This window comes from Aeromicrobium phragmitis (genome assembly GCF_003674095.1).
In the GTDB taxonomy this organism is placed as follows: domain Bacteria; phylum Actinomycetota; class Actinomycetes; order Propionibacteriales; family Nocardioidaceae; genus Aeromicrobium; species Aeromicrobium phragmitis.
In genome coordinates this window covers 133,296-154,031 of record NZ_RDBF01000003.1, presented here as the reverse complement: position 1 = coordinate 154,031, position 20,736 = coordinate 133,296, and the positions used below count along the sequence as shown (strand labels likewise).

The window sequence follows — 20,736 nt, the reverse complement described above, 5'->3', positions numbered from 1 at the left end:
TCGCGTATTGCGCCGTTTTCGGGACAGGCGGCCCGCCCGAGCGGTAGCTTCTGCCCCAGGGAGTCACGCATGAGGGAGGGAACCCGTGTTCGGTCGACGCCGCGATCGCGGGGCCGCGGTCGTCGAGTTCGCCCTGCTCGTGCCGGTGTTCCTGGTCCTGCTGTTCGGCATCATCAGCTACGGGTGGATGCTGAGCTTCCGGCAGGCGGTGAGCCAGGCCGCCGCTGAGGGAGCGCGCGCTGCGGCAATCGTCGCGGACACCTCGGTGAGCGACGCGGACCGACGGTCCTACGGCTGGGAATCCATCGACAAGGCACTCACCTCATACGGCGTCACCTGCGAGGACGGCGTGCTGAAACGTGCGGGAGCCGATGCCGGCCGATGCGCGGTGACCGTGGCGTCCGGCGAGGTCACCGTCGACCTCTCCTACGACTACGGCGCCCACAACCTGCTTCCGATGCCGTTCCTGCCCTATCCGTCCGCGCTCAGCTATCAGACATCGGTGAGGACCGGCTGATGCGACGCCGAGACGAGCACGGGGCCTTCGCGGTGCTCGCGGTCCTCGTGCTCGTCGTGTGCATGACGGTGGCGGCCTTCGCCGTCGACATCGCCATGAGTCGGATCGCCGCACGGGACATGCAGGCGGTGTCCGATCTCGCCGCCCTTGACGCCGCCCGCGAGTTGCCGAGTTGCGACCGCACCCGGCTCACCGCGGCCGCGCGCTCTGCTGCGGATCGGCAGACCCAGGCGATCGGCACGCGCGCCACCCCCGTGGTGGTCGGCGGGGTGCTGGACCCGACGACGGGGACGTTCACCGAGCGTCCGTCGTCGGCGTCGGGATGCACGGCGGTCAAGGTCACTGCCGCGACGACCGTCGGCTACACGTTCACCAGCGTCGTCGGGGGGCCGTCCTCGGACACTCAGGAACGCTCGGCGGTCGCGACCAACGCCGACCCGGCCGTGTGCTTCGCGGTGGGGGCCCGCGGGCTGGCGCTCGACAGCTCCCGCAGCGCGCTCGGACCGTTGCTCGATCACCTCTTGCGGGTCGAACTCGGCGTGGCCGACGACGCGGGCCTCATCGGCGTCAAGGGGCTCGCCGTCCCCTTGCTCGATCTCGCCGCGGAGCTCGGTGTCGGTACGCCCCAGGAACTCGCGGCCCTTCCCGCACTCGCGCTCCGCGACCTGTTCCTCGCGTCCGCTGAGGTCCTGGGGCAGGACGGTCACGTGGTGGAGGCCGGCGTACTGCGGGCGGTCGGTCTTCAGCTCGGGACCCTCACCCTGAACGTGGCCGACATCCTCGCCGTCGCGACCGGCGCCGGGTCCGCCCTCGGCGCAGAGCTCGACGTCTTCGACCTGATCACCGCCGCGGTCCTCGCCGCCCACCAGGGGCACGCCGTGGACATTCCGGCGCTGGGGGTGAGCCTGCCGGCCAACCTCGTCGATGCCACCGCCCGCGTCACGATCATCGAGCCGCCGCGGATCGCCTGCGGCGGGCCGGGAACGTCGGCGCGCTCGGCCCAGATCCGCGTCGATCTGGCCGGTGACGTGAATGCCGTCGACCTCGCCGCCGTCAGACTGAACCTCGGCGTCCACGTGGCCGACGCCACCGCCACGCTGCGGGAGTTGCGCTGCGAGGCAGTGCCGGAAGTGACCCTCGACGTCCTGACGGGACTCGTCCAGGTCCAGAGGTCCGGCCTGCTTCCGGCGGATCCGACGGCCCAGGTGCTGCTGACCACCTCGCAGTTCCTCCGCGTCCTCGGTCCCCTGGGTGACGGACTCGGCCTGCTCCTCAACCTCGTGGGAATCGGACACGTCTCGCTCGATGTCAGTCTCGGTGCGACCGTGGCGCCCGGTGCGCAGAGCGCGACGTTCGCCTTTCCCGAGGGGGCGCTTCCCGGCCCGGTGGTCGTCGGGCCAGGAGGAACCCTCCGACTCAACGATCCCGGCGTGAGCCTCTCGGCGAACCAGAACAGCCTGCTGGGCGTCATCGGCGGGCTGGTCGATCCGGTCCTCGCCGCGTTGCTGACCGGACTCGTCGTCCCCCTCGTCGACTCCACGCTCGACCCGCTGCTTTCGGCCGTCCTGCTGCCCACGCTCGATGCATTGGGCATCCAGATCGGCCTCGCAGACGTGGAGATGGTCTCGGCGCCCGACTGCTCCGGAGTACGGCTGGTGCAGTGAGGCGCGGAAGCACCGGGCGGGGTGAAAGCTAGGCTGGGGCGGTGCGCATGCGGATCGACCTCGCCTACGACGGCACCGACTTCCGGGGGTGGGCGACCCAACCCGGGCTCCGCACCGTCCAAGGGGAGCTGGAGACCGCCCTGGGGACGGTCCTGCGGCTTCCGAAGCCTCCCCCGGTGACGTGTGCCGGGCGCACCGACGCGGGGGTCCACGCGCGCGGCCAGGTGGCGCACGTCGACGTGGATTCCCACCCGGGCGTGCTCGAACGCCGGCTCCGGCGCATCGTGCCCTCGGACATCCGGATCAAGTCGGTCACGGTCGCGCCTGAGCATTTCGACGCCCGGTTCGCGGCGCTGGAGCGGCGCTACATCTACCGGATGACCGACCACCCGACCGGCCCCGATCCGCTGGCCCGGCGGATGATCGTGGCGCATCCACGCCCGCTCGACATCGACCTCATGAACGCCGCCGCCCAGCACCTGCTCGGCGAGCACGACTTCGCGGCGTTCTGTAAGCAACGCGAGGGCGCGACGACCGTCCGCACGCTGCTGGATCTTCGCACGATCCGCGGCGGCGAGACGCTGGCGACCACCGTGCGCGCCGACGCGTTCTGCCATTCCATGGTGCGCTCGCTCATGGGCTGCCTCGTGGCCGTCGGCGAGCGCCGGCACCCGCCGGAGTTCGCCGCGGAGATCCTCGCCGGGCGTCAGCGCGATCCCCGCGTCAAAGTCATGGCGCCCCACGGCCTCGTGCTCGAGGAGGTCCGCTACCCCGCCGACGACCAGCTGGCCGAGCGAGTCCAGCAGTCGCGCCGTCGACGCGACGAAGCATGACCGTCCGTAGCGCCGGCATTCTGCTGTTCCGCCGGACCTCGGGTGTCGAAGTGCTGCTCGGCCACATGGGCGGGCCGTTCTGGGCACGCAAGCACGAGGGCGCGTGGTCGATCCCCAAGGGCGAGGTCGAGCCCGGCGAGGATCCCTGGGCGGCGGCCCGCCGTGAGTTCGGTGAGGAGCTCGGCGTGCCGCTTCCCTCCGGCACGCGCCTACCGCTCGGCGAGGTCCGTCAGTCCCGCAAGCTCGTCGAGGCGTGGGCGGTCGAAGGCGATCTGGACCCGGCGTCGGTCGTTCCCGGCACGTTCTCCATGGAATGGCCTCCCCGGTCGGGCACGGTGCAGCAGTTCCCGGAGGTCGACCGGGTCGAGTGGTTCGATCTCGACACCGCGGCCGACGTCATCGTCGCGGGCCAGCGCACCCTTCTCGACCGGCTGGGCGCGAAGCTCGGCTGACCCGAGTCAGGGTCCACCTCACTGTGGGCGGTGAGTTATGGCGCACGCGCGTGGCTGCGCGGTGAGCTAGCCCACACCATCAAGCGTGGAGTGTGGGATATCTCACCGCCCCCCAAGGTGCGACTCGGCGTCCGAGTCGGACGGGCGGCGACGTGCTCGGCTGCTCGGCCGGCCGGCACGCTCAGCAGAGCCGCTGCGTCAAGATGAGTCCGCTCGGCGTCCACTGATTGCTGGTACAGATCCGCGGCGGACGACCAGAGTTGCCGCCGCCGGAAGAGCTGGGTCCACCACCGGAGCCTGCCGACCGAGGTGCAGCCGCTGCCTGCCGGGCGCGTTCCTCAGCGGCGACGGCCGCACCATGACTCTCACGCACCTGCGTGGCCGCACCCACGTACCCCTCCAGAAGCCCTCGGAGCTCACCGAGGCGCTCGGTCATCTGCTCGACCGGGACCTCGTCCCACCCCTCGAAGGCGGCGCTCGAACGCAGGGCCTCAGCGGCCTCAGCGGTGGCCTTCGGATGCCCGGCGGCGGTACTCTCCGCCGCAGCGGGGACGGTCTGCGCGAGGGCCATCACCGACTGATGAGCCTCGGCCGTGGCGGCATCGAGCGCGGCTCGCGCTTCGTCGAGGGTCACCTGTGCCTCCTGCAGGCTTTCGATCGCGGTCGCACCGGCCGTCGCCAACTCCTCGCGCTCTTCGGGCTCGGCCGCGCGGTACTTCGTGACGAACGCCTGCTCCAGGTCGTCGGCGTCGAACGGCGCTTGGAGACTGAAGGTGGTCGACGCCGGCTCATTGACGCGCGCATCGAGGCCGCCGAACGCCGTCACGAGTGCTTCCCGCGCGTTCGGCTCGAAGTCGCCCTCGTGCTGAGCACTCAGGTCGGCCACGGGTGCGATGGCATCACGCAGCTCGGTCGACTGGGCGACGAGTTGCTCGTACCCCGCTGCCACGTCGGCCGTCTGCGCGCGTGCCTCCTCAACCGCGGTCGCGTGCTCGCGTCCCTCCGCAACGATCTGGGAGGTGCGATACGCAGACACTCCCCATGCGCCAGCGCTCAGCGCAGCCACTACCGCGATGGCAGTCACGACGATGATGAGTGTGCGACGCCCCGGACTGGCGCTTCCATCCTCCACGACAACAGACCTTCCCCATGACGACAGACGGACGACACAGTAGCAGTGCATCGTCCGTTTCGGGGACGCTTCGTCGCGTACGCGGACGGCTAGGCTGTCGCCGTGGCCGATCACTACTTCGACGCCGACCCGAACGTGCCGGAACGACGTCGCGACATCACCGTCTCGGCGTGGGGCACCGAGCGGACGTACACCACCGCGACCGGCGTGTTCTCGTACCAGGGCCTCGACAAAGCCACCGAGATACTCCTTCGGCACAGCACGCCCCCGCTCAGCCCGGCGACGGTGCTCGATCTCGGCTGCGGGTGGGGGCCGATCGCCTGCTCGCTCGCGGCGGAGGGCCTCACGGCATGGGCCGTCGACGTCAACGACCGCGCCCTGGAACTGACGCGGCACAACGCGGAGCGCCACGCCCTCGACGTCACCGCATGCCGGCCGGAGCAGGTTCCGGCGGACCTGACGTTCGACGCGATCTGGTCCAACCCTCCGATCCGCATCGGCAAGCGGGCCCTGCACGAACTCCTGCTGACGTGGCTCCCGCGGCTGAGTCGCAGCGGCGAGGCGCGCCTGGTCGTGGGGAAGAACCTCGGCGCGGACTCGCTGCACCGCTGGCTGGACTCCGAGGGGTACCCGACGACCCGTGCGGCCAGCGAGAAGGGCTTCCGGGTGCTGTCGGTACGGCGACCCTAGCCACTGTCAGTGCGGCACGAGACAGTTGTCGCATGGTCATCGACGTACGACCCGCCGACGTCTTCGAGGACGTCGCCACGATGGTGGGACCCAAGCGCCCGGACGCCAACGTGTGCTGGTGCCTCAGCTACCGGGTCCCCAACAAACTCAATCGCGCCCTCACCGGGCCCGCCCGTAGCGACCACGTGCTCGAGCTCATGCAGCAGGGCCCGCCGGGCGTGCTCGCCTACGACGAGGGGGAGGTGGTGGGCTGGGCGGCCGTTCATCCTCGGCGCGACACCAGCTTCGCGACGAACCGCAAGATCCCCCACGTCGACGACCTGGACGTGTGGTCGGTCTGGTGCATCCGAGTGCGGCCCGGTTTTCGTGGCCGCGGCATCTCCCATCACCTCCTCCGCGGCGCCGTCGCCTATGCCCGTGAGAGCGGGGCACCGGCGATCGAGGGCTACCCGGTCGACAACGCCGGGCAGAAGGTCGACCTCACCATGGCGTATGTAGGCACCCGGGGCCTGTTCGAGCGCGCGGGGTTCCGCAAAGCCGCCGACACGTCCTCGGTCCTCAACGGCTTTCCGCGGCTGCTCATGCGGCTCGAGTTCGGCTGACGACCGTCGCGCCGAGCGCCGAAGGCCCCCGACACCAGCGGTGTCGGGGGCCTTCGAGCGGTTGCTTACTTGGACTCGTCCTCGGCGGGAGCCTCGGTCGGCTCCTCCGTGGTCTCGTCCGTGGCGGACTCCTCGGCGTCGGCGTCCTCGGCCGGAGTCTGCTCGGCCGGGGTCTCGACCTCGGCGGTCTCCTCCGCCGGGGCCTCGGCAGCCGGCTCCTCGGCCGGAGCGGCCTTCTCGGCCTTGGGGGCCGACGGATCGAACTCCTTGGCCTCCACGATCTCGATCACGGCCATCGGGGCGTTGTCGCCCTTGCGCGGACCGATCTTCGTGATCCGCGTGTAGCCGCCCGGACGGGTGGCCATGGCCGGGCCGATCTCGGTGAACAGCGCGTGCACGACGCCCTTGTCACGGATGACCTTCAGAACCTGACGGCGGTTGGCCAGGGTGTCGACCTTGGCCTTGGTGATCAGCTGCTCGGCGTAGGGACGCAGACGCCGGGCCTTGGCCTCGGTCGTCGTGATCTTGCCGTGCTCGAACAGCGACTGAGCCAGGTTGGCCAGGATCAGGCGCTGATGCGAGGGGCTGCCGCCGAGGCGTGCTCCCTTGGTGGGGGTAGGCATGTTGTAACTCCAGTCTCAAAGAACTCCGGTTCCGCGGAATCGCTCCACGGAAAACCTCAGTATTGTTCGTCCTCGGCGTAGCTCGCGTCGTCGTCGTAGTTGTCGACGACCGCGCTGGGATCGAAACCGGCCGGGCTGTCCTTCAACGCCAGGCCCATCTCGGCCAGCTTGGCCTTGACCTCATCGATCGACTTCGAGCCGAAGTTGCGGATGTCCAGCAGATCCTGCTCGCTGCGCCCGAGGAGTTCACCCACGGTGTGGATGCCCTCACGCTTGAGGCAGTTGTACGAGCGAACCGTGAAATCGAGATCCTCGATCGGCAGCGCGAGATCGGCGGCGAGCGCCTCGTCGACCGGCGACGGGCCGATGTCGATGCCCTCGGCCTCGACGTTGAGCTCCCGGGCCAGGCCGAACAGCTCGACGAGGGTCGACCCAGCCGAGGCGATCGCGTCGCGGGGCAGGATCGAGGCCTTCGTCTCGACGTCGATGATCAACTTGTCGAAGTCGGTGCGCTGCTCGACACGCGTGGCCTCGACCTTGTACGTGACCTTCAGGACCGGGCTGTAGATCGAGTCGATCGGCATGCGGCCGATCTCTTCCTCGCCGGTCTTGTTCTGAGCGGCCGACACGTAGCCACGGCCCCGCTCGACGACGAGCTCGATCTCGAGCTTGCCCTTGTCGTTGAGGGTCGCGATGTGCAGGTCGGGGTTGTGCACCTCGACACCCGCCGGCGGCGTGATGGCCGCCGCGGTGACGTCGCCGGCGCCCTCGGAGCGCAGGTACATCACGACGGGCTCGTCGTTCTCGGAGGAGACGACGAGGTTCTTGAGGTTGAGGATGATCTCCGTGACGTCCTCGGTGACACCGGGGATCGTCGAGAACTCGTGCAGAACGCCGTCGATCTTGATCGACGTGACGGCCGCACCCGGGATCGAGCTCAGCAGCGTGCGACGCAGCGAGTTGCCGAGGGTGTAGCCGAAGCCCGGCTCGAGGGGCTCGATGACGAACCGCGAACGGTAGTCGTCGACGACCTCTTCGGACAGGACGGGACGCTGTGCAATCAGCATGGTGACTGTTCCTTTCCGAGCCGACCGCTATTTGACGGCTCGGGTCAGTGGACGGGGGTAGAAGCGATCAGATCTTCGAGTAGAACTCGACGATGAGCTGCTCCTGGATCGGGACGACGATCTGCTCGCGCACCGGTGTCTGGTGAACCAGGATCCGGCCGCGCTCAGGCGAGACGTCCAGCCACCCGGGAACGGTGTCCGGGTCGTGAGTCTCGCGCGCCACGATGAAGGGCGTCATCTCCAGGGACTTGGGGCGCACGTCGATGATGTCGTGCTTGCTGACCTGGAAGGACGGGATGTTCGTCTTGACGCCGTTGACCAGGAAGTGACCGTGGGTCACGAGCTGGCGGGCGTGACGACGCGTGCGCGCCAGACCGGCGCGGTACACGACATTGTCGAGACGGCTCTCGAGCAGCGCGAGCAGGTTGTCACCGGTCTTGCCGGGCTTGCGGTGCGCGGTCTCGTAGTACTTGCGGAACTGCTTCTCCAACACGCCGTAGGTGTACCGCGCCTTCTGCTTCTCCTGCAGCTGGGTGCGGTACTCCGACTCCTTGACGCGCGCGCGGCCGTGCTGGCCGGGGGCGTAGGGACGGCGCTCGAAGGCCTTGTCTCCACCGACGAGGTCGACGCCGAGGCGGCGCGACTTCTTGGTGAGAGGTCCGGTGTAACGGGCCATGGGTGAAAACTCCTAGGAAAGAATCGACGCGGTCGTCAGAGACGACGGTGCTTGGGCGGACGGCAGCCGTTGTGCGGCGTGGGGGTCACGTCGGAGATGGTGCCGACCTCGAGGCCGACGCCACTGAGCGACCGGATCGCCGTCTCGCGGCCCGAACCCGGACCCTTCACGAAGACGTCGACCTTCTTCATGCCGTGCTCCATCGCCTGACGGCCGGCGGCCTCGGCGGCCATGCCGGCGGCGTAGGGCGTCGACTTGCGCGAGCCCTTGAAACCGACGGTTCCGCCGGAGGCCCACGCGATCACCGCACCGGAGGGATCGGTGATCGTCACGTGCGTGTTGTTGAACGTGCTCTTGATGTGGGCCTCGCCCTGAGCGACGTTCTTCTTCTCCTTGCGGCGCACCTTCTTGGCGCCAGTGTTCTTGGGAGGCATCGTCTAACTCACTTCTTCTTTCCGGCGACGGTGCGCTTCGGGCCCTTGCGCGTACGGGCATTGGTCTTGGTGCGCTGGCCACGGACGGGCAGGTGCGCCCGGTGGCGGCGACCCTGGTAGCTGCCGATCTCCATCTTGCGGCGGATGTCGGCGGTGATCTCGCGGCGGAGGTCACCCTCGACCTGGTAGTTGCCCTCGATGTGGTCACGCAGCGCGACGAGCTGGTCGTCGCTGAGCTCGTGGACACGAGTGCTCGGGTCGATGCCGGTCGCGGCAAGGGTCTCGGCGGCGCGGGTACGGCCGACGCCGAAGATGTACGTGAGTGCGATCTCGATGCGCTTCTCGCGCGGGAGATCGACTCCAATGAGGCGTGCCATGGTGGCAGTTCCTTTCCTTCAACAGAGGTGTGGACGTCCGTGGCGTCCCGGCCGCCATCCGAGGGGATACTCCCCTCGGGCCGGGCCCCGGCCTCTGCGCCGGGGGTGGCGCCTGCTCACGCAGGCGAGCCGTCAGACGATGGGTGCTGTGTGAAGAAGCTGCTGACGCAGCTGCTCAGCCCTGGCGCTGCTTGTGGCGCGGGTTATCGCAGATCACCATGACGCGGCCGTGGCGACGGATCACCTTGCACTTGTCACAGATCTTCTTCACGCTCGGGTTGACCTTCATCGAGAAACTCTCTCTTCGGTGCGAACGTGACGATTTACTTGTAGCGGTAGACGATGCGACCGCGGGAGAGGTCGTACGGCGAGAGCTCCACCACGACGCGGTCCTCGGGGAGGATGCGGATGTAGTGCTGACGCATCTTGCCCGAGATGTGCGCGAGGACCTTGTGGCCGTTGGCCAGCTCCACGCGGAACATCGCGTTCGGCAGGGCCTCGATGACCGAGCCCTCCATCTCGATGACGCCTTCTTTTTTCGCCATGACCTCTTCTTCGGTTGCCTTCATCGACCTGACCCGCCACGCGCGCCACCCACCGCACGAAGCGGCTACCCGAGGGCAGGGGAAAACGCGCCTGACAAGGCCGACTCCCCATGATACTCAGCCGATGGTGCCAGACTCAAATCGGGATCGTCGGCTCGTGAGGCCGTCAGCGGTGCGCGGTCAGCAGCGCGCGAAAGAACACGGCTCCGCGTTCGAGCGCCTCGACCTCGACGTACTCGTTCGGAGCGTGGATGGCATCGCGCTGTTCCCGGCTCATGAGCAGCGGCGCGAATCGGTAGACCGAGTCGCTGATCCGGGTGAAGTGCCGGCTGTCGGTGCCTCCGGTCTGGGCGTACGGCACGGCCAGCACCTCCGGCATCGTCGTGGCGAGCGCCGCGACCATCGCCTGCCAGGCGTCGTTGTCGGTGCGTGAGACCGGTGGCGGGTTCTCGCCCTGAACGCGGGCGATCTCCACGTCCAGTCCGCGCAGGAGGCGGGTCAGCCGGTCGATGAGCGTGGCCTTGGTGTCGCCGACCAGCAGCCGGACGTTGAGCGTGGCGCGGGCTTCGGTGGCCAGCACATTGCGCGCCGGGCTTCCCGACAGTTGCGTGACGGCGATGGTCGTGCGCACCATCGCGGCCGTCTCCGGACCGAACCGCGCCAGCAGTTCGGCGACGGGGCGCGGGGCGCGGTCGACGTTGGCGAGGACGGCGGCCAGGGGCCCGCGCGCCCGGCTGGCGAGGGTCTTCAGCATGAGCGTCACCGGCTCGGTCAGCCGCGGGGGCGACGGGTGGCGTTCGATGCGGGTGATCGCCCGCGCGAGGCGGGCCGTCGCGCCACCCTTGGCCGGGGTCGAGGCGTGTCCCCCGCCCCCACGCGCGAGCAGTTCGACGTCGACCGTGCCCTTCTCGACGATCGCGATCATCGCGGTGCGACCGGCGACTCCCGGTAGCGCACCCTCGACGATCGCACCGCCTTCGTCCGACACGAGCCACGGCCGAACGCCGCCGGCCTCCAGATGGTCGACGATCTCGGCTGCCCCGGTGCCGAAGACCTCCTCGTCGGCACCGAACGACAGGTAGACGTCGTGTGCCGGCACGAAGCCCTCGGCGAGCAGCGACTCGACCGCCTCGGCGACCGTCACGAGCGGCCCCTTGTCGTCCAGCGCACCTCGCCCGTGCACCCGGCCGTCGCGGATCTCCCCGCCGAACGGGTCGCTCTCCCACTGCTCCGGCGGCGCCGGGACGACGTCGTAGTGCGCCATCAGCACGAGCGGCCGGTCGGATGCGGCTCCGGGCCAGCGGAACAGCAGCGATCCCCCGGGAAATCGCGTCAGTTCGAGGTCGGCGTGCAGGCGCGGGTAAAGCTCGGCGAAGGTGGCACGGAACCGCTCGAACTCGGTTTCGTCGCGTTCGTCGGGGGCGGAGACGGTGCGGCACTGGATCAGGCGCGACAAGCGCTCGGCGGCCGTGGTCACGGGGCAACCTCCTGGAAGGGCTCGGGGTCGGCGAAAGCGAGCCGGGGGACGAACATCAGCAGCACGGCGGCGACGAAGGCCGTGCCCGCGCAGACGACCCACACGGTGTAGTAGCCCGACAGCGACGCCGCGGTCCCGCTCGCACCGGCGGCCAAGGCGACGCCGAAGACGCAGGAGGCGAACGACCCGCCGATCGTCTTGGTGGTGTTCGTCAGCCCGGTCGCGACCCCCGTACGGTTCTCCGGCGCGGCCGCGGCTGCTGCTGCCGGCAGTGCCGCGACGAGTGCCCCCGACCCGAGACCCGCGATGATCATGCCGGCGAGGAGCTCGCCGACGCTGCCGTGGAAGGGCACGAGGGCGCCGTACCCGATCCCGACGAGGACGGCGGCGCCGATGAGGCAGAGCCGCGGTGTGAACCGCTGGGAGATCCGAGCGAACGCCAGAGCACCCACCAGCAAGGAGAGCACGTAGGCGCCGATGATGGGCGAGACCTGGGAGGCGCTCAGCCCGAGGCCGAAACCGTACTCCTCGGGGTCGGTCTGCGCGAAGGTGGACAGCGGGATCTGCGCGCCGAGGACCGAGACGCCGAAGAGCATGGCGGTGGCCTGCACGGGCCACATCGCGGGCTGTCGCAGGACGCGCAGGTCGATGAGCGGATCGGTGGTGCGGAGCTCGTGCCGCGCGAACGGGACCAACACGAGCACCCCGACGACGATCGCCAGCCACGGCCAGGCCGAACCGACGCCCACGATCCGCACGAGGGACAGACCACCGGTGACGAGCACGAGGCTGACGCTCACCAGAGCGAGGCCCGGTCCGTCGAGGACACCCTCCTGGCGATCATGCTCCCGTTCGACGCCCCAGTGGATCACCGCGACCACTGCCGTGCTGAGGACGGCCGGAATCGCGAGAATCATCCACAGGTCGCCGAACAGGCTCGCCGCGGCACCCGCGCCCAACGCGCCGGCGATCGCGCCGGCCTGCAGAGCGGCGACGATGACGCCGGTCGCGCGGCGGGTGGCCGACGGACGATCGAGGAGGCCGCGGCTCCTCAGGTAGATCAGCGCGACCTCGAGCGGCAGCCAGACGGTGAAGACGCCCTGCAGCGCCCAGAAGACGAGATACGTCGAGAACGACGGTGCGAAGGCGATGCCCCAGTTGGCGACGGCCACCACGACGGCCGACCACAGCAGCAGCCGCTGGTGTCCCCACAGGTCGCCCAGCTTGGACAGCGCCGGAACCACGAGCGCCGACACCAGGAGTTGTGCTGCCTCGAGCCAGTTGACGTCCGCGTCGTTGACCTGCAGGTGCCGCGCAATATCGCTGGCGAGCGGCGTGTAGAACCCTTGGAGGAACCCGCTGACGAACTCCACGAAGACGAGCACGCCGACGAGCCCCGCTCCGACCGACGCCCGACGACGCACTCCCGATGCCATAAGTCCTCCCTCAGACCAGGCTCAGCATAGGGGCGGAGCACCCAGCTGCGCGCGCACTTCGATCCCCACGAGGCGCCTCGGGTGACGATTCGGGCGCGCATCCGGGTGCTAGGCGCCGCCGAAGGGGATCCCGAGTTCGGCGAGTCTGGCCGCTCCCCCGTCCTCGGCGGTGAGCACCCACACGCCGGTCTCGGTGCGGGCCACGGTGTGCTCCCAGTGCGAAGCCCACGAGCCGTCGACGGTGACGGCCGTCCACTCATCCTCGAGGATGCGAGTCCGCGACGTACCCCGGGTGATCATCGGCTCGATCGCGAGCGTCACCCCGGGCGCGAGCCTGGGACCGCGCCCCGGGCGCCCGTAGTTGGGAACGTCGGGCGGCAGATGCATGGCGGTGCCGATGCCGTGCCCGGTGAAACCCTCGACGATGCCGAAGTCGCCCTGTTCGTCGACGTAGGACTCGATGGCGCACGAGATGTCGCCGATCGTGCTGCCGGTTCCCATGGCAGCGATGCCGCGCCACAGCGACTCCTCCGTCACGCGCGACAACTCGAGGATCTCGGGAGCCACCTCCCCAACGGGGACCGTGATGGCCGCGTCGCCGTGCCACCCGGCGATGACGGCACCGCAGTCGATGGAGATGAGGTCGCCTTCGCGGAGGATGCGGTCACCCGGGATCCCGTGCACGACCTCGTCGTTGACCGACGTGCAGATCACCCCGGTGAAACCGTGGTAGCCGAGGAAGTTGGAGGTCGCGCCCTGTTCGCGGATGCGCTCGTGCGCGAAGGCGTCGAGATCGCCGGTCGAGACGCCCGGCGCCACGGCGTCGCGCAGCGACTGCAGGGTCCGCGCCACCACGAGACCCGCTTGGCGCATCAGCGCGATCTCGTCGGCGCCCTTGGTCTCGATCCGTCCCCTACCGAACATGCCCACCTCGTCCCAACCCTTCGCCCACGCCCGTGTCGCGGCGCGAGATGTCGGGCACGAGTCTACTGACACCCGATCCAAGGAGGCTGCTCGATGAAGGCTGTGGTCTGGCAGGGAGTCGGAGACATCCGGCTCGACGACGTTCCCGATCCGACGATCCAGGAGCGTACCGACGCGATCGTCGAGATCACGGCGAGCGCGATCTGCGGCACCGACCTGCATTTCGTCCGCGGGACCATGAGTGGCATGGTCGAGGGCACGATCCTCGGCCATGAGGCCGTCGGCATCGTGCGGGAGGTCGGCGACGACGTCCGGAACCTGCGTCCGGGCGACCGTGTGGTGATCCCGTCGACCGTCGGCTGCGGTTACTGCTCGTACTGTCGCGCCGGGTACTTCGCCCAGTGCGACAACGCGAACCCCAACGGCCCGGGCGCCGGAACGTGCTTCTTCGGCGGTCCGCAGACCACCGGGCCCGTGGACGGCCTCCAAGCGGAGTTCGCCCGCATCCCCTTCGCGAACGTGGGACCGGTGTGGTTGCCCGAGAACGTGACCGACGACGAGGCGATCATGCTCTCGGACATCTACCCCACCGCGTGGTTCGGATGCCGCCTCGCCGAGATCGGTGACGGTGACACGGTTCTCGTCCTCGGGGCCGGGCCGGTGGGCCAGTTCGCCATCACCAGCGCCTTCCAACAGGGCGCCGGGCGGGTCCTGTGCATCGACGGGGTGGCGAGCCGCCTGGAACAGGCGCGAAGCCGCGGCGCGGAGATCATCAACTTCAATGCCGAGGATCCGGTCGAGGTCGTCAAGGAGCTGACGGGCGGGATCGGCGTGGACCGCGTGGTCGAAGCGGTCGGCGTCGACGCGCAGCGACCCAAGAGCGGGCCGGCCGCCGAGAAGGCCGAACAGCAGGCCTCAGCCTTCGCGCAGGAACGGGACCAGGTCGCCCCGGAGCAGAACCCGGACGGCGACACGTGGGTCGCGGGCGACGCGCCGAGCCAGGCCCTGCAGTGGGCGGTGGAGGCCGTGGCGAAGGCGGGCAGCATCGGGATCATCGGCGTCTACCCACCGCAGATGACGGCCTTCCCCACCGGGCAGGCGATGAACAAGAACCTCACCGTGAAAATGGGCAACTGCCACCACCGCAGATACCTGCCCAAGCTCGTCGACCTCGTCCGCACCGGGGCCGTCGACCCGGCCACCGTGCTGACTCAGACCGAGTCGATCCCCTCGGTCCTCGAGGCCTACGAGACGTTCGATCGTCGCGAGAGCGGCTGGACCAAGGTCGTCCTGTCCTAGTCGCTGACGCGCCGGCCCGTCCCGCGGCGCCGAGTGGGGAAAAAACGGCGACGAGTGGTGCAGATGAGCGACGAGATCGGTGATCTCGCGACGAATCTGCGCCACTCGCTGGTGCGCGCAGCCGGGTGTGCTCGTTGCGCGGGAACCTCGGGGTGGGGGTGGGGTCAGCCGCGCGGCAACGCGGCGTCGATCCGGCTCGCGACCTCGTCGACCGTTCCCATGCCGTCGATCTCGATGAGCAGGCCGCGCTCGCGGTACACGTCCAGCAACGGAGCGGTCTCGGCCGTGTACACCTCCTGGCGGTGCCGGACGACATCCTCGGTGTCGTCGGTTCGCCCGCTGCTCTCGGCACGTTTGAGCAGCCGCGCGATGAGCTCCTCGCTGTCGACGGTGAGCGCCAATACCCCGTCGAGGCTCGTGCCGAGGTCGGCCAGGATGGAGTCGAGCTCCTTCACCTGGTCGGTCGTGCGCGGATAGCCGTCGAGCAGGAACGCCTCACGTGCATCGTCCTGCGACAGGCGGTCGCGCACCATCGCATTGGTGACCTCGTCGGGCACGTACTCGCCGGCGTCCATGTAGCGCTGGGCCGTCTTGCCCAGTTCGGTCTGCTCGGAGACGTTGAAGCGGAAGATGTCGCCCGTCGAGATGTGAGCACCGCCGATGCGACGAGCCAGTCCCTCGGCCTGCGTGCCCTTGCCCGCCCCCGGCGGACCCATGATGACAAGACGCATTACTTCAAGAACCCTTCGTAGTTGCGCTGCTGGAGCTGGCTCTCGATCTGCTGCACCGTCGACAGACCGACGCCGACGATGATGAGGATCGAGGTGCCACCGAACGGGAAGTTCTGGCTGGCCCCGAGCAGCGCGATCGCGATCATCGGAATGAGAGCGACGATGCCCAGATACGTCGCACCGGGTGCGGTGATGCGGCTGAGCACGTACGACAGGTAGTCCTCCGTGGGCTTGCCGGCACGGATCCCGGGGATGAAGCCGCCGTACTTCTTCATGTTGTCGGCGATCTCGGCCGGGTTGAAGGTGATCGAGACGTAGAAGTAGGTGAAGAAGATGATGAGCGCCAAGAAGGTGATCATGTAGTACGGGTGATCACCCTGGATGAAGTGGTCCTGAATCCACCCCGACCACGACTCGCCCGGGTTGAAGTTGGCGACGAGCGCCGGGATGTACAGCAGGCTCGAGGCGAAGATGACCGGGATGATGCCGGCCTGGTTGACCTTGATCGGGATGTACGTCGACGACCCGCCGAACATGCGCCGTCCGACCATCCGCTTGGCGTACTGCACGGGAACGCGACGCTGAGCCTGCTCCACGAAGATCACCGCGGCGACGATCACCAGGCCGACGAGGGTCACGAGGGTGAACGTGGTCCAGCCGTTCTGCACCCGGATCTGCCACATCGCGCTCGGGAAGGTCGCGACGACCTGAGCGAAGATGAGGATCGACATACCGTTGCCGACGCCGCGGTCGGTGATCAGCTCGCCGAACCACATGATCACGGTGGTGCCGGCGACCATCGTGGTGACGATGAGCAAGAACGCGGGAATGCTGTCGGGACGGTAGAGCAGATCGCCGCACTGGACACCGCCGAACAGCTGACCCGAACGCGCGAGCGCCACGATGCCCGTGGCCTGCAGGATCGCCAGGCCGACGGTCAGGTACCGGGTGTACTGGGTGATCTTGGCCTGCCCGGACTGGCCCTCCTTCTTGAGGGCCTCGAGGCGGGGGATCACGACGACCAGCAGCTGCAGGATGATGCTGGCGGTGATGAAGGGCATGATGCCGAGCGCGAAGACGGTCAGCTGCAGCAAGGCACCGCCGGAGAACACGTTGATGAGCGCGAACAAGCTGCTCTGCTCGCTCTGAGCTGCCAGGTCGACGCATTGCTGCACGTTCGGAACGTTGATGCCCGGCGCGGGGAGCATCGACCCGAAGCGGAACACCACGATGATGAACAGCACGAAAAGGAGCTTGCGCCGCAGATCGGGCGTCTTGAACGCGTTGACGAAGGCGCTGAGCACCGGGGTTCCTCCTCGCGCACCGAGGTGCTGATCCGTTTCATGAGCGGGCCGAGGTGATCACCTCGGCCCAGAGGGTGACTCTAACAGGAGACGACAGCGGCGGGACATGCCCAGTGGCACATCCCGCCGCTCATCAGATGGACGTCCAGCTCACAGCTCGGTGGTGGAGCCGCCGGCCGCCTCGATCTTCGACTTGGCCGAGGCCGAGAACTTGTGGGCGCTCACCTGGACCGCCACCGAGATCTCACCTCCGCCGAGCACCTTCACGGGCTGGCCCTTGCGGACCGCGCCCTTCGCGACGAGCGAGTCGACGTCGACGGCGCCGCCCTCGGGGAACAGCTCGCCCAGCCGGTCGAGGTTGACGACCTGGTACTCCTCGCGGAAGGGGTTCTTGAAGCCCTTCAGCTTGGGCAGACGCATGTGGATCGGCGTCTGGCCGCCCTCGAACGCCGCGGACACCTGGTAGCGGGCCATGGTGCCCTTGGTGCCGCGACCGGCGGTCTTGCCCTTCGAGGCCTCACCACGACCCACACGGGTCTTGGCGGTCTTGGCCCCGGGCGCGGGACGCAGATGGTGCAGCTTCAGCGGCGCCATGTCAGTCCACCTCCTTGACGGACACGAGATGCGGGATGGTGTTGACCATGCCGCGGATCTCCGGACGATCTTCGACGATCGACGTGTCACCGATGCGCTTGAGACCCAGCGAGCGCAACGTGGCGCGCTGGTTCTGCTCGCGACCGATCGCCGAACGAACCTGAGTGACTTCGAGCTTGGCCATCACGCACCCACCTCTGCGGGCGCGGGAGCCGCGGCGGGCTCCTCCTTGTCGGCCTTCAGCAGCGCCGCCGGGGCGACATCCTCGACGTCGAGGCCACGGCGGGCCGCGACGGCCTCGGGCGACTCGAGCCGCTTGAGCGCGTCGACGGTCGCGTGCACGATGTTGATCGCGTTCGACGAACCGAGCGACTTGCTCAAGATGTCCTGGACACCCGCAGCCTCGAGGACCGCGCGCACCGGGCCACCGGCGATGACGCCGGTACCGGGCGAAGCGGGGCGCAGGAAGACGACGCCCGCCGCCTTCTCACCCTGCACCGGGTGCGGGATGGTGCCCTGGATGCGCGGGACGCGGAAGAAGCTCTTCTTCGCCTCCTCGACGCCCTTGGCGATGGCCGTGGGAACTTCCTTGGCCTTGCCGTAGCCGATGCCGACCTGACCATCACCGTCGCCGACGATCACGAGGGCGGTGAAGCTGAAGCGACGGCCGCCCTTGACCACCTTGGCGACACGGTTGATCGTGACGACCTTCTCGATGTAGTTGGACTTGTCGGCGCCGCGGTCGCCGCGACCGCGTCCGCTGCCCTGACGGCGCGTGCTCATGCCGAACTCCTCATGTTGGTGTTGATGATCATCAGAACTCCAGACCGCCTTCGCGGGCGCCTTCGGCGACCGCCGCGACACGTCCGGCGTACTTGTTGCCCGCGCGGTCGAACACCACGGTGGAGATGCCCGCGGACTTGGCACGGTCGGCCACGAGTTCGCCGACCCGACGGGCCTTGGCCGTCTTGTCGCCGTCGAGCGTGCGCAGGTCGGCCTCCATCGTCGACGCCGAAGCCAGCGTACGTCCCTCCAGGTCGTTGACGACCTGAGCGACCATGTGCTTGCTGGACCGCGTGATGACGAGGCGGGGACGCTCGGGCGTACCCTGAAGCCTCTTGCGACCGCGCAGCTGCCGACGCAGACGCGAGGCCTGACGGGCCTGCGTGTGCTTACGGTGCTTGATCGAGATTGCCATGGCTTACTTACCAGCCTTTCCGACCTTGCGGCGGACCTGCTCGCCGGCGTAACGAACGCCCTTGCCCTTGTACGGCTCGGGCTTGCGGATCTTGCGGATGTTCGCTGCGACCTCGCCGACGATCTGCTTGTCGATGCCGGTCACCGTGAGCTTGGTCGGCGACTCGACCGTGAACGTGATGCCCTCGGGCGCCGTGAACGGCACCGGGTGGCTGAAGCCGAGGTTCAACTCGATCTCCGCGGGGCCCTTGGAGAGCACGCGGTAGCCGACGCCGACGATCTCGAGCTTCTTCTCATAGCCCTGCGTCACACCGATGACCATGTTGTTGATGAGCGTGCGGCTCAGCCCGTGCAGGGCCTTGCTGCGGCGCTCCTCGTTGGGGCGCTCGACCGCGAGCGAGCCGTCCTCGGCCTTGGTGACCGTGATGGGCTCGGCGACGGTGTGCGAGAGCTCGCCCTTGGGGCCCTTGACCGTGACGGTCTGACCGTCGATGGTCACGTCCACACCGGACGGGACGGGAACAGGGAGCTTGCCAATGCGCGACATGTTGTGTCTCCTCTCCTGCTCACCAGACGTAGGCGAGGACTTCCCCACCCACACCCTTCTGGTTGGCCTGACGGTCGGTGAGCAGGCCCTGGCTGGTCGAGATGATCGCCACGCCGAGGCCGCCGAGCACCTTGGGCAGGTTGGTCGACTTGGCGTACACGCGCAGACCCGGCTTGCTGATGCGGCGGATGCCGGCGATCGAGCGCTCGCGGTGCGGACCGTACTTGAGCGTGATGGTCAGCGACTTGCCGACCTCGCCCTCGCGCGGCTCGTTGACCTCGAAGTCGGTGATGTAGCCCTCCTGCTTGAGGATCTCGGCCACGCCGACCTTCAGCTTGGAGTGCGGCATCGACACGGAGTCGTGGTACGCCTGGTTTCCGTTGCGCACACGCGTGAGCATGTCCGCGATCGGATCGGTCATCGTCATGAGTGGTGTTTCCGTTTCTCGCGCCGGTTTCGCATCTCGTCCCCGAACGGGTGGGAGAGGACCTGTCGCGTCAGTGGTGAGTGATTACCAGGAGCTCTTGGTGATACCCGGGAGCTCGCCGCGGTGTGCCATCTCGCGCACGCAGATCCGGCACAGGCCGAACTTGCGGTACACCGAGCGGGGACGACCACAGCGCTGGCAACGGGTGTAACCGCGCACCGCGAACTTGGGCTTGCGGCTCTGCTTGACCTTGAGGCCAGTCTTTGCCATGTCAGTTCTCCTTGTACGGGAAGCCGAGCAGCTTGAGCAGGGCACGGCCCTCTTCGTCGTTGGTCGCCGTGGTGACGACCGTGATGTCCATGCCCCGCTGGCGATCGACCTTGTCCTGGTTGATCTCGTGGAACATGACCTGCTCGGTCAGGCCGAACGTGTAGTTGCCGCGGCCGTCGAACTGCTTGGCCGAGAGCCCGCGGAAGTCGCGGATACGCGGCAGGGCCAGCGTCAGCAGGCGGTCGAGGAACTCCCACATGCGGTCGCCGCGCAGCGTGACGTGCGCGCCGATCGGCATGCCCTCACGCAGCTTGAACTGCGCGATGGACTTGCGAGCCCGCGTGACCTGCGGCTTCTGACCGGTGATCGCGGTGAGGTCGCGGATCGCGCCCTCGATGAGCTTGCCGTCGCGAGCTGCCTCGCCGACGCCCATGTTGACGACGATCTTGGTCAGGCCCGGGACCTGCATGCGGTTGGCGTACTGGAACTGATCCTGCAGCGCCGGAACGATCTCCTCGCGGTACTTGCCCTTGAGGCGCGGAGCCGTGGTGGTAGCCATAAGGCTCAGATCTCCTTTCCGGTCTTGGTGGCGACGCGCACGCTGCGCTCCGCCTCGTAAGTGGACCCGTCCGGACGGGACTTCTCGACCTTGTCGCGGCGGTAGCCCACGCGCGTCGTGGTCTTCTCGCCGTCGACGTCGACCACGAGCATCACGTTGGACACGTGGATCGGCGCCTCGGCGGTGATGATGCCGCCCTCGGCGCCGGCCTGCGTGGCGCGGCGGTGCTTCTTGACGCGGTTGACGCCCTCGACGATCACGCGGTCGCTGTCGGACAGGACCTCGATGACCTTGCCCTCGACGCCCTTGTCCTTGCCGGCGATGACCTTGACCTGGTCACCCTTGCGAATGCTTGCCAT

General features: G+C 68.5%; 29 protein-coding genes. 7 read left to right on the top strand and 22 right to left on the bottom strand.

What is annotated here, in order from left to right; translation table 11 throughout:
* Positions 1–85: 85 nt before the first annotated feature.
* Genes D9V41_RS05480 through D9V41_RS05465 form a run of 4 tightly spaced genes read left to right on the top strand, consistent with a single transcriptional unit; the run spans position 86 to position 3,466 of the window.
* Entirely contained in the window at positions 86–517 is a 432-nt protein-coding gene (locus D9V41_RS05480; protein WP_121793532.1) for a TadE/TadG family type IV pilus assembly protein, read from the top strand.
* Positions 517–2,181 (top strand): Tad domain-containing protein, encoded by a 1,665-nt coding sequence (locus tag D9V41_RS05475; RefSeq protein ID WP_121793531.1) that lies wholly within the window; start codon positions 517–519, stop codon positions 2,179–2,181. Before D9V41_RS05480 ends, D9V41_RS05475 begins: the two co-directional genes overlap by 1 nt.
* 47 nt (positions 2,182–2,228) lie before the next feature.
* Complete coding sequence (gene truA, locus D9V41_RS05470) at positions 2,229–3,014, top strand: tRNA pseudouridine(38-40) synthase TruA (protein WP_121793731.1); 786 nt, start codon at positions 2,229–2,231, stop codon at positions 3,012–3,014.
* Positions 3,011–3,466, top strand: a complete 456-nt coding sequence (locus D9V41_RS05465; protein ID WP_121793530.1) for an NUDIX hydrolase — start codon at positions 3,011–3,013, stop codon at positions 3,464–3,466. The genes truA and D9V41_RS05465 overlap by 4 nt, the downstream gene beginning before the upstream one ends.
* Before the next feature lie 181 nt (positions 3,467–3,647).
* On the opposite strand, the gene D9V41_RS05460 is transcribed toward D9V41_RS05465, so the two are convergent.
* Complete coding sequence (locus D9V41_RS05460) at positions 3,648–4,550, bottom strand: hypothetical protein (protein ID WP_133434117.1); 903 nt, start codon at positions 4,548–4,550, stop codon at positions 3,648–3,650.
* A 150-nt stretch (positions 4,551–4,700) separates the two neighbouring features.
* Here D9V41_RS05460 and D9V41_RS05455 point away from each other — a divergent pair, with 150 nt between their 5' ends.
* Together D9V41_RS05455 and D9V41_RS05450 are read left to right on the top strand one after the other, a co-directional pair.
* Positions 4,701–5,288 carry a class I SAM-dependent methyltransferase gene (locus D9V41_RS05455; RefSeq protein WP_121793528.1) on the top strand — a complete coding sequence of 196 codons (588 nt, stop codon included), beginning with the start codon at positions 4,701–4,703 and terminating at the stop codon, positions 5,286–5,288.
* A gap of 32 nt (positions 5,289–5,320) precedes the next feature.
* Positions 5,321–5,890 (top strand): GNAT family N-acetyltransferase, encoded by a 570-nt coding sequence (locus tag D9V41_RS05450; protein WP_121793527.1) that lies wholly within the window; start codon positions 5,321–5,323, stop codon positions 5,888–5,890.
* Positions 5,891–5,955: 65 nt separating this feature from the next.
* Here the strand turns inward: D9V41_RS05450 and rplQ are convergent, their stop codons facing one another.
* The 10 genes from rplQ to map all read right to left on the bottom strand — a co-directional run bounded on the left by rplQ (position 5,956) and on the right by map (position 13,449).
* Entirely contained in the window at positions 5,956–6,513 is a 558-nt protein-coding gene (rplQ, locus tag D9V41_RS05445) for a 50S ribosomal protein L17 (RefSeq protein WP_121793526.1), read from the bottom strand.
* A gap of 56 nt (positions 6,514–6,569) precedes the next feature.
* Complete coding sequence (locus D9V41_RS05440) at positions 6,570–7,580, bottom strand: DNA-directed RNA polymerase subunit alpha (protein ID WP_121793525.1); 1,011 nt, start codon at positions 7,578–7,580, stop codon at positions 6,570–6,572.
* A 67-nt stretch (positions 7,581–7,647) separates the two neighbouring features.
* Entirely contained in the window at positions 7,648–8,256 is a 609-nt protein-coding gene (rpsD, locus tag D9V41_RS05435) for a 30S ribosomal protein S4 (RefSeq protein ID WP_121793524.1), read from the bottom strand.
* 35 nt (positions 8,257–8,291) lie between these two features.
* A complete protein-coding gene (rpsK, locus tag D9V41_RS05430; RefSeq protein WP_121793523.1) occupies positions 8,292–8,690 on the bottom strand; it encodes a 30S ribosomal protein S11 in 399 nt (132 codons plus the stop codon).
* Between the two features lie 8 nt (positions 8,691–8,698).
* Complete coding sequence (rpsM, locus tag D9V41_RS05425; RefSeq protein ID WP_121793522.1) at positions 8,699–9,067, bottom strand: 30S ribosomal protein S13; 369 nt, start codon at positions 9,065–9,067, stop codon at positions 8,699–8,701.
* A gap of 175 nt (positions 9,068–9,242) precedes the next feature.
* Positions 9,243–9,356 (bottom strand): 50S ribosomal protein L36, encoded by a 114-nt coding sequence (gene rpmJ / locus D9V41_RS05420; RefSeq protein ID WP_038503151.1) that lies wholly within the window; start codon positions 9,354–9,356, stop codon positions 9,243–9,245.
* 34 nt (positions 9,357–9,390) lie between these two features.
* Positions 9,391–9,612, bottom strand: a complete 222-nt coding sequence (infA, locus tag D9V41_RS05415; RefSeq protein WP_121793521.1) for a translation initiation factor IF-1 — start codon at positions 9,610–9,612, stop codon at positions 9,391–9,393.
* Positions 9,613–9,778: 166 nt separating this feature from the next.
* Positions 9,779–11,089 (bottom strand): M20/M25/M40 family metallo-hydrolase, encoded by a 1,311-nt coding sequence (locus D9V41_RS05410; protein ID WP_121793520.1) that lies wholly within the window; start codon positions 11,087–11,089, stop codon positions 9,779–9,781.
* On the bottom strand, positions 11,086–12,525 hold the full coding sequence (locus D9V41_RS05405; protein ID WP_121793519.1) for an MFS transporter: 1,440 nt from the start codon (positions 12,523–12,525) through the stop codon (positions 11,086–11,088). The genes D9V41_RS05410 and D9V41_RS05405 overlap by 4 nt, the downstream gene beginning before the upstream one ends.
* A gap of 108 nt (positions 12,526–12,633) precedes the next feature.
* The gene (map, locus tag D9V41_RS05400; protein WP_121793518.1) at positions 12,634–13,449 is read right to left on the bottom strand and encodes a type I methionyl aminopeptidase; all 816 of its coding nucleotides are present in this window, start codon (positions 13,447–13,449) and stop codon (positions 12,634–12,636) included.
* Between the two features lie 93 nt (positions 13,450–13,542).
* Here map and D9V41_RS05395 point away from each other — a divergent pair, with 93 nt between their 5' ends.
* Positions 13,543–14,748, top strand: a complete 1,206-nt coding sequence (locus D9V41_RS05395) for a zinc-dependent alcohol dehydrogenase (protein WP_121793517.1) — start codon at positions 13,543–13,545, stop codon at positions 14,746–14,748.
* Between the two features lie 164 nt (positions 14,749–14,912).
* On the opposite strand, the gene D9V41_RS05390 is transcribed toward D9V41_RS05395, so the two are convergent.
* The 11 genes from D9V41_RS05390 to rplX all read right to left on the bottom strand — a co-directional run bounded on the left by D9V41_RS05390 (position 14,913) and on the right by rplX (position 20,736).
* Positions 14,913–15,479, bottom strand: coding sequence for an adenylate kinase (locus D9V41_RS05390; protein ID WP_121793516.1), 567 nt, complete (start codon positions 15,477–15,479; stop codon positions 14,913–14,915).
* On the bottom strand, positions 15,479–16,783 hold the full coding sequence (gene secY, locus D9V41_RS05385; protein ID WP_121793515.1) for a preprotein translocase subunit SecY: 1,305 nt from the start codon (positions 16,781–16,783) through the stop codon (positions 15,479–15,481). The genes D9V41_RS05390 and secY overlap by 1 nt, the downstream gene beginning before the upstream one ends.
* 150 nt (positions 16,784–16,933) lie before the next feature.
* Entirely contained in the window at positions 16,934–17,377 is a 444-nt protein-coding gene (gene rplO, locus D9V41_RS05380; RefSeq protein WP_121793514.1) for a 50S ribosomal protein L15, read from the bottom strand.
* A gap of 1 nt (position 17,378) precedes the next feature.
* Positions 17,379–17,561: a 50S ribosomal protein L30 gene (gene rpmD / locus D9V41_RS05375; RefSeq protein ID WP_121793513.1), complete on the bottom strand. Its 183-nt coding sequence runs from the start codon at positions 17,559–17,561 to the stop codon at positions 17,379–17,381.
* Entirely contained in the window at positions 17,561–18,160 is a 600-nt protein-coding gene (gene rpsE / locus D9V41_RS05370) for a 30S ribosomal protein S5 (RefSeq protein ID WP_121793512.1), read from the bottom strand. The genes rpmD and rpsE overlap by 1 nt, the downstream gene beginning before the upstream one ends.
* A 31-nt stretch (positions 18,161–18,191) precedes the next feature.
* Positions 18,192–18,575 (bottom strand): 50S ribosomal protein L18, encoded by a 384-nt coding sequence (rplR, locus tag D9V41_RS05365; protein ID WP_121793511.1) that lies wholly within the window; start codon positions 18,573–18,575, stop codon positions 18,192–18,194.
* A gap of 3 nt (positions 18,576–18,578) precedes the next feature.
* On the bottom strand, positions 18,579–19,121 hold the full coding sequence (rplF, locus tag D9V41_RS05360) for a 50S ribosomal protein L6 (RefSeq protein WP_121793510.1): 543 nt from the start codon (positions 19,119–19,121) through the stop codon (positions 18,579–18,581).
* A 19-nt stretch (positions 19,122–19,140) separates the two neighbouring features.
* Positions 19,141–19,548 (bottom strand): 30S ribosomal protein S8, encoded by a 408-nt coding sequence (gene rpsH / locus D9V41_RS05355; RefSeq protein ID WP_121793509.1) that lies wholly within the window; start codon positions 19,546–19,548, stop codon positions 19,141–19,143.
* Positions 19,549–19,632: 84 nt separating this feature from the next.
* Positions 19,633–19,818, bottom strand: coding sequence for a type Z 30S ribosomal protein S14 (locus D9V41_RS05350; protein WP_121793508.1), 186 nt, complete (start codon positions 19,816–19,818; stop codon positions 19,633–19,635).
* Between the two features lies 1 nt (position 19,819).
* A complete protein-coding gene (rplE, locus tag D9V41_RS05345; protein ID WP_121793507.1) occupies positions 19,820–20,377 on the bottom strand; it encodes a 50S ribosomal protein L5 in 558 nt (185 codons plus the stop codon).
* 5 nt (positions 20,378–20,382) lie between these two features.
* Positions 20,383–20,736: a 50S ribosomal protein L24 gene (gene rplX, locus D9V41_RS05340; RefSeq protein WP_121793506.1), complete on the bottom strand. Its 354-nt coding sequence runs from the start codon at positions 20,734–20,736 to the stop codon at positions 20,383–20,385.